The sequence below is a fragment of the Streptomyces sp. NPDC055239 genome, from assembly GCF_053606205.1.
On the sequence record NZ_JBSGRD010000014.1, the window covers coordinates 45,166 to 59,447 of the forward strand.

The window sequence follows — 14,282 nt, forward strand, 5'->3', positions numbered from 1 at the left end:
ATTCCCGACGTGTCCGAGCGCACGGAAGCATGTCAGGGACGTCAGGATGCCACGCTGAGCCGAGTCTCCCGCCGCGGCGGGAGGGTCAGGGCCGCGCGTAGGTGTTGGTCAGCAGCACTTTGCCCGCAGCGGTGGCCGACGACGCCTTGTCCACGCACGTCGCGTCGATGACGTAGGCGGAGACCTTCATGCTGTCGGAGTCGTGCGACGCCACGACGAGGTAGGCGTCCTTCCCCTTGTAGGTGCCCTCTTCGGCGGCGAGCGGTGTCCTGTCGCCGATGCCGAGCTGAATGCACTTCGGGACGGTGACGGTGGCCTCGCGCAGCGGCGCCTGCTTGTCCTTCGGGGACTTGGGACTGGACCGCACATCGAAGGACGGCTTACTGCTTCCGGGATCGGACTCCGTGGCTGGTGCCTTGGCGAGCAGATCGTTCACCTGGCCCTTGAGCTTGCCCTCGGAGAAGGCGTGCGCGGGGTCGGCGTGGCGCGATGCCGTGTCGCTCGTACCGCCTGAGTCGCTGCCCAGGTTCTGTATCAACAAGGAGCCGAGACCGAGTGCGGCCGCCGTGAAGACGGCACCGAGCACTACGTTGCGCCGACGGCCGCCCCGGAACCGGCTTCCGCGCCCGGGTCCCGTGGCGGCGCGGGAGTGTCCCGCGGGCCGGTCGGCGGGTGGGCTGGAGGCGGGAGCGCGAGAGGGTTCGGACGATTCGAAGGGTTCAGAGGGTTCACCGGATCCGGGCGATGTTTCACGTGAAACACGCACGGAGGCCGCGGGCTTGCGCATCGCATCCGGATCGACCGAGTCGACGGAGCCCGGCGCGATGGAGTCCAGCAGCGCTTCGGCCGCCAGTGCCGCGTCGATACGTCCGGCGACCTCGACCGGCATCCGTGGCGGTCCCGGCAGCGTGCCGAGCATGCCCCGGATCTCTTCCAGGGAGTCGTAGACATCGGCACAGAGCGGGCAGTCGTCCAGGTGCCGTCGCACATCGACGGTTCGGGACAGGGGGAGCAGCCCCTCTGTGAGGTCGGAGATCTCAGCGACTTCTGGGTGCCCGGCCGAGTCGGTCGTGGTTGTCACGCTCGCCCACCTCCGCCCTTCACAGCAGCTGGATCGCTTGGTCCCGTATCCCGTGGCCCCGCTGCAGGTGGGACGGATGTCCCCTGCGTCCGGTTCCTTCCCGGGCTCGACTTCTTGCCGTCTCTGTCGTCACCGCTCTCTGTGCCCTGTGCACGCGTCTCTGTACGCAGGTGAGTGAGCAGTGGCAGCAGTCTGGCTCTGCCGCGTGCGCAGCGGCTCTTCACTGTGCCGGTGGGTACATCGAGGACCTTGGCCGCCTCGGCCACCGGGTAGCCCTGCATGTCCACCAGGACGAGGGCGGCGCGCTGGTCGTGCGGCAGGGTGCCCAGCGCCTCGACGAGCTCGCGGTGCAGATCGCCCCGCTCGACGGGGGCCTCCGCCGACTCGTGCGGTTCGAGGAGTTGCTCGAACCGTTCGGGGTCGTCGATGGGAGAGGTCTTCCGGGACGCCGTCTTGCGTGCCCGGTCGAGGCAGGCGTTCACGGTGATCCGGTGCAGCCACGTCGTGACGGCCGACTGCCCGCGGAAGGTGTGCGCGGCACGGTAGGCGGAGACCAGAGCGTCCTGGACCGCGTCAGCGGCTTCCTCGCGGTCGCCCAGCGTGCGCAGGGCCACGGCCCACAGGCGATCGCGGTGGCGCCGTACGAGCTCACCGAAGGCGTCCTTGTCACCTGCCACGTGATGGGCCAGGAGGTCCTGGTCGCTCATCTCGCCGCGTGTGGTGCTGTCCACCGTCGAACCCCCTCCCCCGGTGAGCCTCGGCCCTCAGCCTGCGAACTTCACGTCCGTGATGGCCTGCTTGTACCCAGCGCCGCTGTATTCATCGCGGGGTGAGCTCGGTACATCGGTGAGCCAGACGAGAACGTACCGCGTCGCGACGGACTTCTTCGCCTTGATCTTCGCAGTCTTGCCCGTGGTCGTGACGGTCCCGATCTTCTTCATGGAGCTCGGGGGCGTCGACGAGGACATCGAGTCAGCGGCGTACAGCTCGATCGTCGTGTGGTCGCCTGGGTAGCGGAGCCCGATCGACGCGGCCGACACGTCCTGGTCCTTGCCGAGGTCGTAGACGATGCCGACGCCGGGCTTGTAGGGGGCCAGCTTGGGACCTCCTATGAAGCTGTTGGTCCGCCAGTACGTCGAGCTGTCGTCGTCGTATGTGTTGGGGACACCCTGAAGGTCCTGCGCGTTGCCCTCGAGGACGTACTCCTGACCGTTCTCGATCTTGATCGGCTGTGTGGGCTTCGGCTTGTTCTTGTCGCCGCCGTCGGAGGTTTCCGAGCTGCCGGGGTCTTCGGAATTGCCCCGGTCCATCAGCGCACCCGCCAGCTGCCAGCTGCCGAGGCCCAGGGCCGCGATCAGGAGAGCGGACACGGTCCACTTGAGGGCTTTGCCGGTACGGCTCTGCAGCGGGGGCGGCGGCACCGGAACCGGCTGGGTGGCACCCGGATGAGGTGCGGTGCGGCCGTAGGTGCCCTGCTGATAGGTCGTGCGCTGGTACTCGGGCGGCGCGGTGAAAACGGGCTCCGGCGGGCGGATGCGCGGCATCTCGCCGATCGCCTTCACCAGCTCCTCCGGCGTCGTGCACGGCGGATCCTGGCGGGAGGCGGTCGCCCCCTCGTTCACGAGCGCGCGCATGGCGAGCTCGGAGAGGCCCCTGTGCACGCCTGCGCGCACCTGATCGGGGGCGATGAGGCCGATGCCCTTGGGCAGCCCGGAGAGGCCGTACGCGTCGTCCTCGTAGGGCCAGCGCTGGGTCAGCGAGGCGTACAGCAGTGCGCCGACCGCTTCGGTGTCCGTGCGCTGCGGGGTGTCGGAGCTGATGCCGCGGAGCGCCGCGTTCACGGCGAGGCCGCGGATGCGGTACTGACCGGAGGACGTCCGCAGTACCGCGCTCGGGGTCAGCCGCAGGTGGGCGAGGCCCTCACGGTGGGCGGCCGCCATGGCCTGGGCGACCTGACTGACCAGCTGGTACGCGTCGTGCGCCTCAAGAGGGCCCGCAGCGAGCAGTGCGGTGAGTTCCGTGGCGTCCGGCAGCCACTCGTGCACCACGTAGACGAGGTCGTTCTCCTCGACCGCGTCCAGGACGTGCACGAAACGGGGGTCGCCGAGCAGCGCCGATGAGCGGGCCGCTGCGAGTACCGATCGTGCCCGCGGATGGTCGGCGGGCAGCAGATGTACGCCGACCGCCCGGCGGAGTTTCTCGTCCACCGCACGCCAACTGCTGAAACCGTCCAGACGGGTGACGCATTCTTCGAGTCGGTAGCGTCTGGCGAGCTTGTGGCCGCTGTGCAGCTCGGGAGGTGATGCCGCCCCCGGGCCAGTGGGCTCACCGGTCTCCGCCGCGCCTTCTTCTGCCGTTTCCCGCTCCCGGGTCTGGGCCACCCCGTCGGCCGTGGCCTCGTCCGCCTTCGCGGTCAGCGGCTCATCGCCGCTGTTGTCTGCCACGTCGACGGCAGCCGTGCTCCGTTCCGCCACCGTCGTTCCTGCCTCCCCATCCGTTGCGCTTCTTCAGACGCCAAACCCAATTGTGCCCACAGTCCGGCGCTATGCACGACACGCGGTAGCCGGTGATGGTTGTGCGAACTCCTGAATCTCACCGTCCGAGACGGCCGCGGACCATGCCGACCATCGAATTCAGCTCCGCAATCCGCATCTTTCGGGCGGCGATGAAGAAGACGCCCCCAAGGACGATTCCACCGACCACCAACGCGATGAGCGAACCGCCGGCGCCACTGCCAAGAGTCTTGAGGATCCCGAAGCCGACGGCGCCCGCGAGGAGGGCCGCCGGGATCGAGGCTCCGATGAGCCGCGTGTACGTACGCGCCACCTGAGCGCCGTCCAGGTCGCCTCCAAGACGCTTGCGCAGCCGGCTCCAGGCGACGCCGACACCGACGGCGTAGGCGAGGCCGTAGGACGCGGCCATGCCGACGACGGCCCAGCGGGCGGGCAGGACGAAGAAGCAGGCCGCGGACGCGGCGGCGTTGACGGCCGCGACGATCACCGTGTTGTAGAACGGCGTGCGCGTGTCCTCGTAGGCGTAGAAGCCCCTCAGGACGACGTACTGGACCGAGTACGGGATCAGGCCGAGGCCGAAGGCCATCAGGGTGTAGCCGATGTTCAGCGCGCCCGAGCCGGAACTGGCGTAGAGCAGAGTCGCCATCGGAACGCCGAGGGCGATGAAGGCGAAAGCACACGGCACGATCGCCACGGCCGAGGTGCGCAGGCCGTAGGAGATGTCGTCGCGGACCGCGGCGGGGTCGTCGTCGTTGGCGGAGCGGGAGATACGGGGCAGCACCGCGGTCATCACCGAGACCGTGATGATGGCCTGCGGCATCTGCCACAGCAGCAGCGCGTAGTTGTACGCGGTGATGCCGGTGCCGGGGTGGCCCATCTTCTCGGCGGTCGCGCCCGCGCTGGTGGCCAGCTGGGTGACGACGATCATGCCGAGCTGGTTGGCGAGAACGAAGAACAGGGTCCACTTGGCGAGCCGGGCGGCCTTGCCGAGGCCGTGGCCACGCCAGTCGAATCGGAGCCGGAGCTTGAATCCCGCCTCGCGCAGGTACGGCAGCATCGACAGGGCCTGCACGGCGAGGCCGAGCAAAGTGCCGAGACCCAGCAGGCGAGCGCCTTCAGGGGTGATGGTGGAGGCGGTCATGTCGGTGTCGTTGAAGCTGCCGAAGGCCCAGATGAATGCCACGAAGGTGGCGATGACGACGATGTTGTTGAGGACCGGCGTCCACATCATCGCGCCGAACCGGCCGCGGGCGTTCAGGACCTGGCCGAGCACGATGTGCACGCCCATGAAGAACATCGTCGGGATGCAGAAGCGCGCGAAGGTGACCGTGACGTCCAGCCGGACGGGGTCGTCGGCGATCGTCGGCGACATCATGCGGACGAGCAGTGGCGCGGCCACCACACAGATGACGGTGACACCCGCCAGCAGGACCATGATGAGCGTGAGGAGACGGTTGGCGTAGCCCTCGCCCGCGTCGTCGTCGTTCTTCATGGCACGCACGAGCTGCGGGATGAAGACCGCGTTCAGGGCGCCGCCGCCGACGAGGACGTAGATCATCGTCGGCAGGACGTTGGCGACCTGGTACGAGTCGTTGAGAGTGCCGACGCCGATCGCGGCGGCCATGACCAGGGTGCGCGCGAAGCCGGTGAGCCTGGACACCAGCGTGCCCGCGGCCATCACCGCGCTCGACTTCAAGAGGCTCGCCGCGCGTCCGCCACCGCCCGACTTCGGGGCCGGAGCGGGAACGGGGGCCGGGGGAGCCGCCGGGGCCGGGACCATCGGAGGCTCGGGCGGCTGGTAGCCGCCCTGCTGCGGATAGCCGTTGCTCTGGGGGTAGCCATTGCCTGGGGGATAACCGGTGCTCGGGGGATAACCAGTGCCGGGGGGATAACCGGTGCTCTGCTGGTAGCCGTCCTGTTGGTGGCCGCCGGGCTGCTGCTCGCGATAGCCGCCGGGCTGCTGGTCCCGGAAGAGGTGGGCGAAGGCGTCCGGCTCGTGGCGTTCCTCGCCGGCCTGGGTGACCAGGTCGTCGACGCCCACGAACTGCGTCGTACGGGCGTCGTCGCCGTACGGGAGGTGCCGGGTCGGGCCTTCGGGTTCGGGGGCCGGGGTCTGGGCCCACACGCGGGGATCCGGGGCGTGCTGCGGTGAGGGCGGCTGGGCGTAGAGCGGCTGAGGGTCCTGGTAGTAGCCGGGAGGGGGTGGGGGGTGTGCGGCGCGGTCGTACAGCGCCTCGGTCACCGGGTCCTGGGCGGTGAGGTCCTGAGCCCGGTAGGGGTCCTGGTCGTAGGCGTCCTGGAGGTACAGGTCCGGGGCAGGCTGCGGTGGCACCTGCTCGCCCTCAGGGGGGCCGGAACCGTCCGCCCCCTGGCCACGGTCACCGTCGTACGGCGCGTTCATGGATTACCCCACCTCATCGTCCCCGGGCCCACCGGCCACGACATCGCTCAACGGTCCACTCTCTCACCCGTGTCCGACGGGTCGGCGCTTTCCGGAGCGGTGTCCGGTGTCGGGTCACTCGGCTGCTCGGGGTCGTCCTCCCCCGGCTCCGTGCCGGACCCACCGTCGGGGCCGTCGTCGGAGCCGTCTTCAGGGCCGTCCTCCGGGCCTTCCTCGGCCTGCTGACGGGCGGCCCGCTTGCGCTGGGTGTACATCCGGAATCCGGCGAGCACGAGGAGCAGGACGCCGCCCGCGATGACCAGCATCACGGTGAGGGTGATCTCTGTGACGTTCACGTCGAAGCGGACCGGCTCGCCGTACGGCTGACCGTCCTCGGTGTAGAGCTGGGCGTAGACCGGGACCGGGCCGTTGGCATTGGCCGTGGTGGTGAACTTGACCGACTGGGCGTGTCCGCCCGAGATCTTGATCGGCTGTTCCCAGTAGGCCTTGTCGCCGATCTTCAGACGTGTGGGGTTCTCCGACGTCAGGCGCAGAACCATGTGGTCGACACCCTGGACGAGGTTGTTCTGCACCGTCACCGGGATCGTCGCGCTGCGCCCCGAGAGCTTCGCGTCGGACTTCGGGATCAGCGCCACCTGCTCGACGAGCGTGGTCAGGTATTTCTCCACGCTCTGGCGGAATGTCGCCGCCTTGCCGGTCCGGCCGCGCCAGGACGTCGACATCTCACGGTCTATGGCCCGCCCGAAGGGCGTGATCACCCGGTCGGGCTCGCTGAGGATCGTCTGGAAGCGGTTGAGCTTGTTCTGGGTGTTCTGAATGGACTTGAAGGCCGACTTCGGCAGCTCCTGCTTACGCAGCGCCAGCGGATAGGAGGCGGCCGAAGGCACTTGGGTCGAGGCTGCCGGGTCCGGCTTCGTCTTCGCCGCCGCCGACAGGTCCTGCGGCTGCGACCAGCGCTCGTCGGAGAGGGCGGACAGCGCCTTCGCCATCGACTGGGCCTGGCTGGCGGACGGCATGCGCTGCGGGGCGACGACGATGCTGCGCTGCTTGTCCGGCTCCTGGAGCGTGACCATCAGGCTCTGGGCGAGAAACTCCTGCACGGCGAGCGTGGAGCCCTCTGCCCCCGTCATGTCGCCCTGGAAGGCCGTGGAGAGGCGTGCGTCGGCCACCACGGCCGTCTTGCCGCCGCCGATGGGCCGGGCGGCGTTGGGCGTGTACGGAAGGCTGCTGGACTCGCGCAGGCTGTCGCTCCGGGCGATCAGCGTGTGGGCGCCCGCTGAGCTGGAGACATCGACGATCGATGGATCGAGGGCGCCGTTCACGGGCCACGCGAAGTCCGACTGCGGCTTGACGTGGAGGATGACCTCCACGGCCTCCGCCCCCACATCGGTGGCGTCCTTGAGCTGGCCGAGGGAGCCGGTGACGGCCTTGCCGTTGTGGGCGAGCGAGGCGAGGTCGGGATCGGCGAAGGGCAGCGCGACGACCTTCTCGTCCTTCACGGTCTGCTCGAGCTTGTTGAGCCACTCCTTGGCGACCGCTTGGTGCTTGCCCGCCGTGGTGGTCTTGCCGTCGGCGGTCTGCACCCGGTAGTTCCGCGTCATCGCGTCGACCGATGCCAGCAGGTCGGGATCGATGACCCAGGTGACGTCGAGCTGGCGGCCCAGGGACAGCATCTGCTCGAGGCGACCGCCGGGGGCGAGCTCCTTGGCCAGATCGTCGTCCGTGAAGACGGGCGTCTGCTGCTCGTCCGAGCCGGTCTCCGCCGTGAGGTGCGGAGTGGAGATGAGCGGCCACAGGTAGGTCGTCTTGGTCTTCGTGCCGGCGGCGCTCGACTGCCACGGCAGGAAGGTCCGCTCGAAGCCGAGCACCTGGGACCACGGCTGGGCGGTCGTCCGGCCCGTCAGCGAGACGCCGAGCTGGTAGACCCCGTCGGCACCGAGGTCCAGGGCCTTGACCGGGACGGAAATGCTGAAGTCCTGACGGATGCCGGGGCCGAGCTTGGAGAACTTCTTGACGTACTTGCCGCCGACCTCGTTGCCGTCCGCTCCCGCCTGGTAGCCGGTGCGCTTGGCGGCGGAGTCGATCGCGCTCCGGCCGTTCAGGACCGGCCCCAGGCGCAGCCCGACCTCGGCTCCCGTCACCGGCTGCTTGCCCTCGTTGGTGACTGTCCCGCGGACGGTGAGCGTGTCCCCGTCCGACGGGGCGGTGGGTGTGAGCGAGTTGAGTGAGACGTCGACGGTGTTCGAACCGGTGGCGTCTGCTGCCGCGCTCGGTGCCGCGCTGGGTGCCGCGGCGTGCGCTGTCGGCTCCGCCGTCAGCTGCAGCATGCCGGCCAGCACTGGGGCCGCAGCCAGCAACGCTGCCGTACGCCGCAGCCACCGGCGGGCAGGTGAGGGACTGGTCCCCGGGAAGTCTGCCGCCTCGGCCACGCGTTGCCCGTCCTCGTTGTCGTCAGTGGTCGTCGGTTGTGCGTCCACGCATGGTAACGAGGTGCGCTGTGGCGAAGTGCCGCGGACTGCTCCACATGATCGGAAGACCTGGCTGGAGAGGGGCGCGCGGCCTAGGGAGCCCGCCGAAAACCGGGCGGCTGGGGGCCTCCGGGGCACGTACCCTTTTCTGTTGTGCCGAACGCCAATGAAGAAATTCCCAGCGCACTGAGCCAGGTGCAGCGCCGCGCGGTCAGCGAACTGTTGCGTGTGTCCCCTGTCGCGGACGACCTCGCCCGCCGTTTCCAGGAGGCCGGGTTCTCTCTTGCCCTGGTCGGCGGATCGGTCAGAGACGCGCTCCTTGGCCGGCTCGGCAATGATCTGGACTTCACGACGGAAGCCCGCCCCGAGGACGTACTCAAGATCGTCAGGCCGTGGGCGGACTCGGTGTGGGAGGTCGGGATCGCCTTCGGCACGGTCGGGAGCCAGAAAGACGCCCGCGTCGGAGACGCTCATCAGAGCTTTCAGATCGAGGTCACGACCTACCGGTCCGAGGCGTACGACAGGACCTCGCGCAAGCCCGAGGTGTCGTACGGCGACTCCATCGAGGAAGACCTCGTACGCCGTGATTTCACCGTCAACGCGATGGCCGTCTCTCTCCCCGAGAAGGAGTTCATCGACCCGCACGGCGGTCTCGAGGACCTGGCAGAGCGTGTCCTGCGCACTCCTGGCACCCCGGAGGAGTCCTTCTCCGACGATCCGCTGCGGATGATGCGGGCCGCGCGGTTCGCCGCGCAGCTGGACTTCGAGGTGGCTCCGGAGGTCGTCGCCGCGATGAAGGCGATGGCCGAGCGCATCGACATCGTCTCCGCGGAGCGTGTCCGTGACGAACTGAACAAGCTGCTCCTCTCGCCGAACCCGGCGAAGGGACTTGCTCTACTTGTCGACACGGGCATCGCCGACCGCGTACTGCCCGAGCTCCCGGCGCTGCGTCTGGAGAGTGACGAGCACCACCGTCACAAGGATGTCTACGACCACTCCTTGATCGTCCTTGAGCAGGCGATGGCCCTGGAGGAGGACGGCCCGGACCTCACGCTGCGGCTTGCGGCGCTGCTGCACGACATCGGCAAGCCGCGGACGCGTCGCTTCGAGGACGACGGCCGGGTCTCCTTCCACCACCACGAGGTGGTGGGCGCCAAGATGACCAAGAAGCGCATGACGGAGCTCAAGTACTCGAACGAGCTCTTGAAGGACGTGTCGCGCCTGGTGGAGCTGCACCTGCGCTTCCACGGCTACGGGATGGGCGAGTGGACGGACTCGGCCGTACGCCGCTACGTACGCGACGCGGGCCCCCTCCTCGGCAGGCTGCACAAGCTGACCCGGTCCGACTGCACGACGCGCAACAAGCGCAAGGCCAATGCGCTGTCGCGTGCGTACGACGGCCTGGAGGAGCGCATCGCGCGGCTTCAGGAGCAGGAGGAGCTGGACTCGATCCGTCCCGACCTGGACGGCAACGAGATCATGGAGGTCCTGGATGTGCGGCCGGGGCCGGTGATCGGCCAGGCCTACAAGTTCCTGCTGGAGCTGCGGCTGGAGAACGGGCCGATGGAGCGCGACGCGGCGATCGCGGCACTCAAGGAGTGGTGGGCCGCGCAGGAGTGAGGTGACGGGCGGGCGCGATGTTTCACGTGAAACATCGCATCTGATCCGGACATGCGAAGGGGCACTGTTTCACGTGAAACAGTGCCCCTTCGCGTATGCCGTTACTTGTTCTTCAGGCAGAGCACCACATCGTGGCTGCCACCGGTCTGGTAGTAGGAGACCTCGGTCCCCTTGACCGCTTCGCACTTGCTGACGCTGCTCGTGTTGTCGAACTTCTCGATGACCTCGAACTCGGCGTCGCTCGAAGAGCAGTCGGTGTTCTTCAGGTCCGGAGCGGACTGCGTGCCCTTGTTGTGCAGGCAGTCACCGACGGCGGTGGTCTCGGCGTCGCTCTTGCCCAGCTGCCACTTGACGACAGCGATGACGATGCCGATGACGATGACAACACCGATCCGCAGGACCAGCTTGCTGACCTTCCGGCCGCCGCTCGGAGCTGCCGGAGGCGGAACCGGGGCACCCTGGTTGTACGGCGGGTAGGGCTGCTGCGGAACGCCGGGCTGGCCAGGCTGTGCCGGCTGGCCGGGGTGCGGCTGCACGCCCTGGCCGTACGGATTCTGGCCCTGGGGCGGAGTAGTCACTTGGGGTCCCCCTCGAACGGAAGCGCGATGGCGCGGATACGACGTCCGTAAGTTATAGGGATGCAGTGACATCTCTGAAGCTCAGAGGGGCTCTGTGGCATTGATGTGACACTTACTGCGCGTCAAATCTGGCCATAGCGGCAGCAATCGCTGCGTAGATAACGGCCACCGTGACCACTAGCGGAACCGATCGCCCGTCAGGCGGCAGCATGAGCGCGGCTACTCCCGCCGCAGCGACGAACGCGACGTTGAACAAAACGTCGTAGACCGAGAAGATCCGGCCACGGAAACTGTCGTCCACCGACGACTGCACCACCGTGTCCGTGGCGATCTTGGCTCCCTGTGTCGTCAGGCCCAGCAAGAACGCGGCGATCAGCAGCGGGACCGGTGTGAACGGGAGGGCGAGCGCCGGTTCCAGGACCGCCGCGGAGCCCGCGCAGACGACGATCCAACCGCGGGCCGTCAGCCGGTTCACCGCCCATGGGGTCATCACGGCCGCCGCGAAGAAGCCCGCCCCCGAGACGCCCACGGCGAGTCCGAGGAGGGCGAGCCCGTCGGACTCCGAGGACGACCACGCGTACCGGCAGAGCATCAGGACCATGACCGACAGGGCGCCGTAGCAGAACCGCATGAGCGTCATCGCGAGGAGCGTGCGGGCGGCCGGGCGCCGTTGCGTCAGATGCCGCACCCCGGCCATCAGGTCCCGCGCCGTACCGGCAAGGGCCGCGCCGAGCCGGGGTCTCATCAGCTCGGGGTCCGGGCCGAGGAGCTCCCGCGCCATCCGCAGCGAGGCGAGCGCCGCGCAGAGGTAGAGGGCGGCCCCGAGCATGACCACCGCGGCGTCCGAGTCGGAGCCCACCAGGCGTACGGCGAACGCGAGGCCGCCGCCCACGGTGGCGGCCAGCGTCCCCGCGGTCGGTGAGAGGGCGTTGGCCATCACCAGGCGGTCGGTGTCGACCACGCGCGGCAGCGCCGCGGAGAGCCCGGCGAGGACGAAGCGGTTGACGGCCGTGACGCAGAGCGCGGAGGCGTAGAAGAGCCAGTCGGGCACGCCGCTCAGCATCAGCACCGCGGTCACCGAGGCAAGAGCGGCCCGCAGCAGATTGCCGTACAGAAAAACCTGACGGCGTGGCCAGCGGTCGAGGAGTACGCCGGCGAAGGGGCCGATCAGCGAGTACGGCAGGAGCAGCACCGCCATCGCGGACGCGATCGCGGCCGGCGAGGTCTGCTTCTCCGGGGAGAAGACGACGTACGTGGCGAGGGCCACCTGATAGACGCCGTCCGCGCCCTGGGAGATCAGCCGCACGGCGAGCAGTCGCCGGAAGTCCCCCAGGCGCAGCAGTACGCGCAGGTCACCGACGACAGCCATAAGGCACAGCCTCACATACGAGGAGGGTCCCCGGGCGATCGCCCGGGGACCCTCAACAACAGTTCGCGCGGCGAGCTTTAGCGCTCGACCTCGCCCTTGATGAACTTCTCGACGTTGGCGTAGGCCTCGTCGTCGAAGTACTGCACCGGCGGGGACTTCATGAAGTACGAGGACGCGGAGAGGATCGGGCCGCCGATGCCGCGGTCCTTGGCGATCTTCGCGGCGCGCAGGGCGTCGATGATGACACCGGCCGAGTTCGGGGAGTCCCAGACCTCGAGCTTGTACTCGAGGTTCAGCGGGACGTCGCCGAAGGCGCGGCCCTCGAGGCGGACGTACGCCCACTTGCGGTCGTCGAGCCACGCGACATAGTCGGACGGGCCGATGTGGACGTTGTCCTCGCCCAGCTCGCGGTCGCGGATCTGCGAGGTGACGGCCTGCGTCTTCGAGATCTTCTTGGACTCGAGGCGGTCGCGCTCGAGCATGTTCTTGAAGTCCATGTTGCCGCCGACGTTGAGCTGCATCGTGCGCTCAAGACGGACACCGCGGTCCTCGAACAGCTTCGCCATCACGCGGTGCGTGATGGTGGCGCCGACCTGCGACTTGATGTCGTCGCCGACGATCGGGACGCCCGCCTCGGTGAACTTGTCGGCCCACTCCTTGGTGCCGGCGATGAAGACCGGAAGGGCGTTGACGAAGGCGACCTTGGCGTCGATGGCGCACTGCGCGTAGAACTTCGCAGCGTCCTCGGAACCGACGGGCAGGTAGCAGACGAGGACGTCGACCTGCTTGTCCTTGAGGATCTGGACGATGTCGACCGGGGTCTCGTCGGACTCCTCGATGGTCTGGCGGTAGTACTTGCCCAGGCCGTCGAGGGTGTGGCCGCGCTGGACGGTGACGCCCTTGTTCGGGACGTCGCAGATCTTGATGGTGTTGTTCTCGCTGGCGCCGATGGCGTCCGTGAGGTCGAGGCCGACCTTCTTGGCGTCGACGTCAAAGGCGGCGACGAACTCGACATCGCCGACGTGGTACTCGCCGAACTGGACGTGCATCAGGCCCGGGACCTTGGCGTCCGGGTCTGCGTCCTTGTAGTACTCGACGCCCTGGACCAGCGAGGCGGCGCAGTTGCCCACGCCGACGATGGCTACGCGAACCGAACCCATTCCGGTTGCTCCCTGTGATCTGTGTATTCCGGATGAGACCCCGCGGACCGCGGGAGCCTCACTTGGCGGTGTCATCGGACGGATCCGGCGGCGGGTTGATGTCCCGCCGCCGGGGCAGGCCGCCCGACTCCCCAGATGTGCTGTCGTGCTGAGCGGAGCTGTCCGGGGCGGACCGTTGCTGGTCCCGCCCCGCTCGCTCGCTCTCGATGAGCTCGTTCAGCCAGCGCACTTCGCGCTCCACGGACTCCATTCCGTGCCGCTGCAGCTCAAGCGTGTAGTCGTCCAGGCGCTCCCGGGTACGGACCAGGGAGGCGCGCATCTTCTCCAGACGCTCCTCGAGGCGGCTGCGACGCCCCTCGAGTACCCGCATGCGTACGTCCCGCGAGGTCTGCCCGAAGAAGGCGAAGCGGGCGGCGAAGTGTTCGTCCTCGTACGCGTCGGGGCCGGTCTGGGAGAGCAGCTCCTCGAAGTGCTCCTTACCTTCCGCCGTCAGCCGGTAGACGATCTTGGCGCGGCGCCCGGTGAGGGGAGCCGCGAGGGCCTCCTCGGGGGTGCCGCTCGGTTCCTCGATCAACCAGCCGTTGGCGACCAGCGTCTTGAGGCAGGGGTAGAGCGTCCCGTAGCTGAAGGCGCGGAACACTCCCAGCGATGTATTGAGCCGTTTACGCAGCTCATAGCCGTGCATCGGGGACTCGCGCAGCAGGCCGAGCACGGCGAACTCGAGGATGCCGGAGCGTCTGCTCATCTTCGCCTCCCGTCTGCCAGCGCCTGTCGACACGGTCTTTATGCCGAGCTGATGTATCGACTCGATACATCGAGACGATAGAACGACCTGCCTGCTGGGACAAGAGGGGAAACGGTGAACGGCGTCACATCACCGATTCGTAGGAAGTAACTTGCCTGATTTTGGGTGAACTTCGGTCCTAAGAGGGTTTTGACGGTGCGTAGTCTGTGCGCCATGCAGACCGCCGGGAACCAAGTGACGCCTGAGGGCGTCGTTCTCCCTGGTGTAGTGCGGGTGAGCGCTGGGATGGGCGCATCCGTACTTCGGGGGGACCGGAAACCAGCCGCCGTTTCCAGGCGCGGACATCT

General features: G+C 68.3%; 10 protein-coding genes. 1 reads left to right on the top strand and 9 read right to left on the bottom strand.

Annotated elements, in window-relative coordinates; translation table 11 throughout:
- Positions 1-85 precede the first annotated feature (85 nt).
- From ACWFRJ_RS35005 to ACWFRJ_RS35025, 5 genes are all read right to left on the bottom strand, one after another.
- Positions 86-1,081 carry a hypothetical protein gene (locus tag ACWFRJ_RS35005; RefSeq protein ID WP_453540336.1) on the bottom strand — a complete coding sequence of 332 codons (996 nt, stop codon included), beginning with the start codon at positions 1,079-1,081 and terminating at the stop codon, positions 86-88.
- Complete coding sequence (gene sigM, locus ACWFRJ_RS35010) at positions 1,078-1,812, bottom strand: RNA polymerase sigma factor SigM (RefSeq protein ID WP_453540339.1); 735 nt, start codon at positions 1,810-1,812, stop codon at positions 1,078-1,080. Before sigM ends, ACWFRJ_RS35005 begins: the two co-directional genes overlap by 4 nt.
- A 33-nt stretch (positions 1,813-1,845) precedes the next feature.
- Complete coding sequence (locus tag ACWFRJ_RS35015) at positions 1,846-3,555, bottom strand: protein kinase family protein (RefSeq protein ID WP_453540342.1); 1,710 nt, start codon at positions 3,553-3,555, stop codon at positions 1,846-1,848.
- 118 nt (positions 3,556-3,673) lie between these two features.
- Positions 3,674-5,995, bottom strand: a complete 2,322-nt coding sequence (gene murJ / locus ACWFRJ_RS35020) for a murein biosynthesis integral membrane protein MurJ (protein ID WP_453540345.1) — start codon at positions 5,993-5,995, stop codon at positions 3,674-3,676.
- 47 nt (positions 5,996-6,042) lie between these two features.
- Positions 6,043-8,424, bottom strand: coding sequence for a DUF6049 family protein (locus tag ACWFRJ_RS35025; protein ID WP_453540890.1), 2,382 nt, complete (start codon positions 8,422-8,424; stop codon positions 6,043-6,045).
- A 192-nt stretch (positions 8,425-8,616) separates the two neighbouring features.
- On the opposite strand from ACWFRJ_RS35025, the gene ACWFRJ_RS35030 reads away from it, so the two are divergent.
- Positions 8,617-10,083, top strand: a complete 1,467-nt coding sequence (locus ACWFRJ_RS35030) for a CCA tRNA nucleotidyltransferase (protein WP_453540348.1) — start codon at positions 8,617-8,619, stop codon at positions 10,081-10,083.
- A gap of 101 nt (positions 10,084-10,184) precedes the next feature.
- On the opposite strand, the gene ACWFRJ_RS35035 is transcribed toward ACWFRJ_RS35030, so the two are convergent.
- The 4 genes from ACWFRJ_RS35035 to ACWFRJ_RS35050 all read right to left on the bottom strand — a co-directional run bounded on the left by ACWFRJ_RS35035 (position 10,185) and on the right by ACWFRJ_RS35050 (position 13,935).
- Entirely contained in the window at positions 10,185-10,661 is a 477-nt protein-coding gene (locus tag ACWFRJ_RS35035; RefSeq protein ID WP_453540351.1) for an LppU/SCO3897 family protein, read from the bottom strand.
- Positions 10,662-10,773: 112 nt separating this feature from the next.
- On the bottom strand, positions 10,774-12,030 hold the full coding sequence (locus ACWFRJ_RS35040; protein WP_453540354.1) for an MFS transporter: 1,257 nt from the start codon (positions 12,028-12,030) through the stop codon (positions 10,774-10,776).
- 77 nt (positions 12,031-12,107) lie between these two features.
- On the bottom strand, positions 12,108-13,190 hold the full coding sequence (locus ACWFRJ_RS35045) for an inositol-3-phosphate synthase (RefSeq protein ID WP_453540356.1): 1,083 nt from the start codon (positions 13,188-13,190) through the stop codon (positions 12,108-12,110).
- Positions 13,191-13,248: 58 nt separating this feature from the next.
- Complete coding sequence (locus tag ACWFRJ_RS35050) at positions 13,249-13,935, bottom strand: PadR family transcriptional regulator (protein WP_453540359.1); 687 nt, start codon at positions 13,933-13,935, stop codon at positions 13,249-13,251.
- Between the last annotated feature and the right edge of the window lie 347 nt (positions 13,936-14,282).

Bases quoted from the DNA above. Each gene is read 5' to 3' on its own strand.
- murJ (WP_453540345.1), bottom strand. From the start codon at position 5,995: ATGAACGCGCCGTACGACGGTGACCGTGGCCAGGGGGCGGACGGTTCC.
- ACWFRJ_RS35040 (WP_453540354.1), bottom strand. From the start codon at position 12,030: ATGGCTGTCGTCGGTGACCTGCGCGTACTGCTGCGCCTGGGGGACTTC.
- ACWFRJ_RS35045 (WP_453540356.1), bottom strand. From the start codon at position 13,190: ATGGGTTCGGTTCGCGTAGCCATCGTCGGCGTGGGCAACTGCGCCGCC.
- ACWFRJ_RS35050 (WP_453540359.1), bottom strand. From the start codon at position 13,935: ATGAGCAGACGCTCCGGCATCCTCGAGTTCGCCGTGCTCGGCCTGCTG.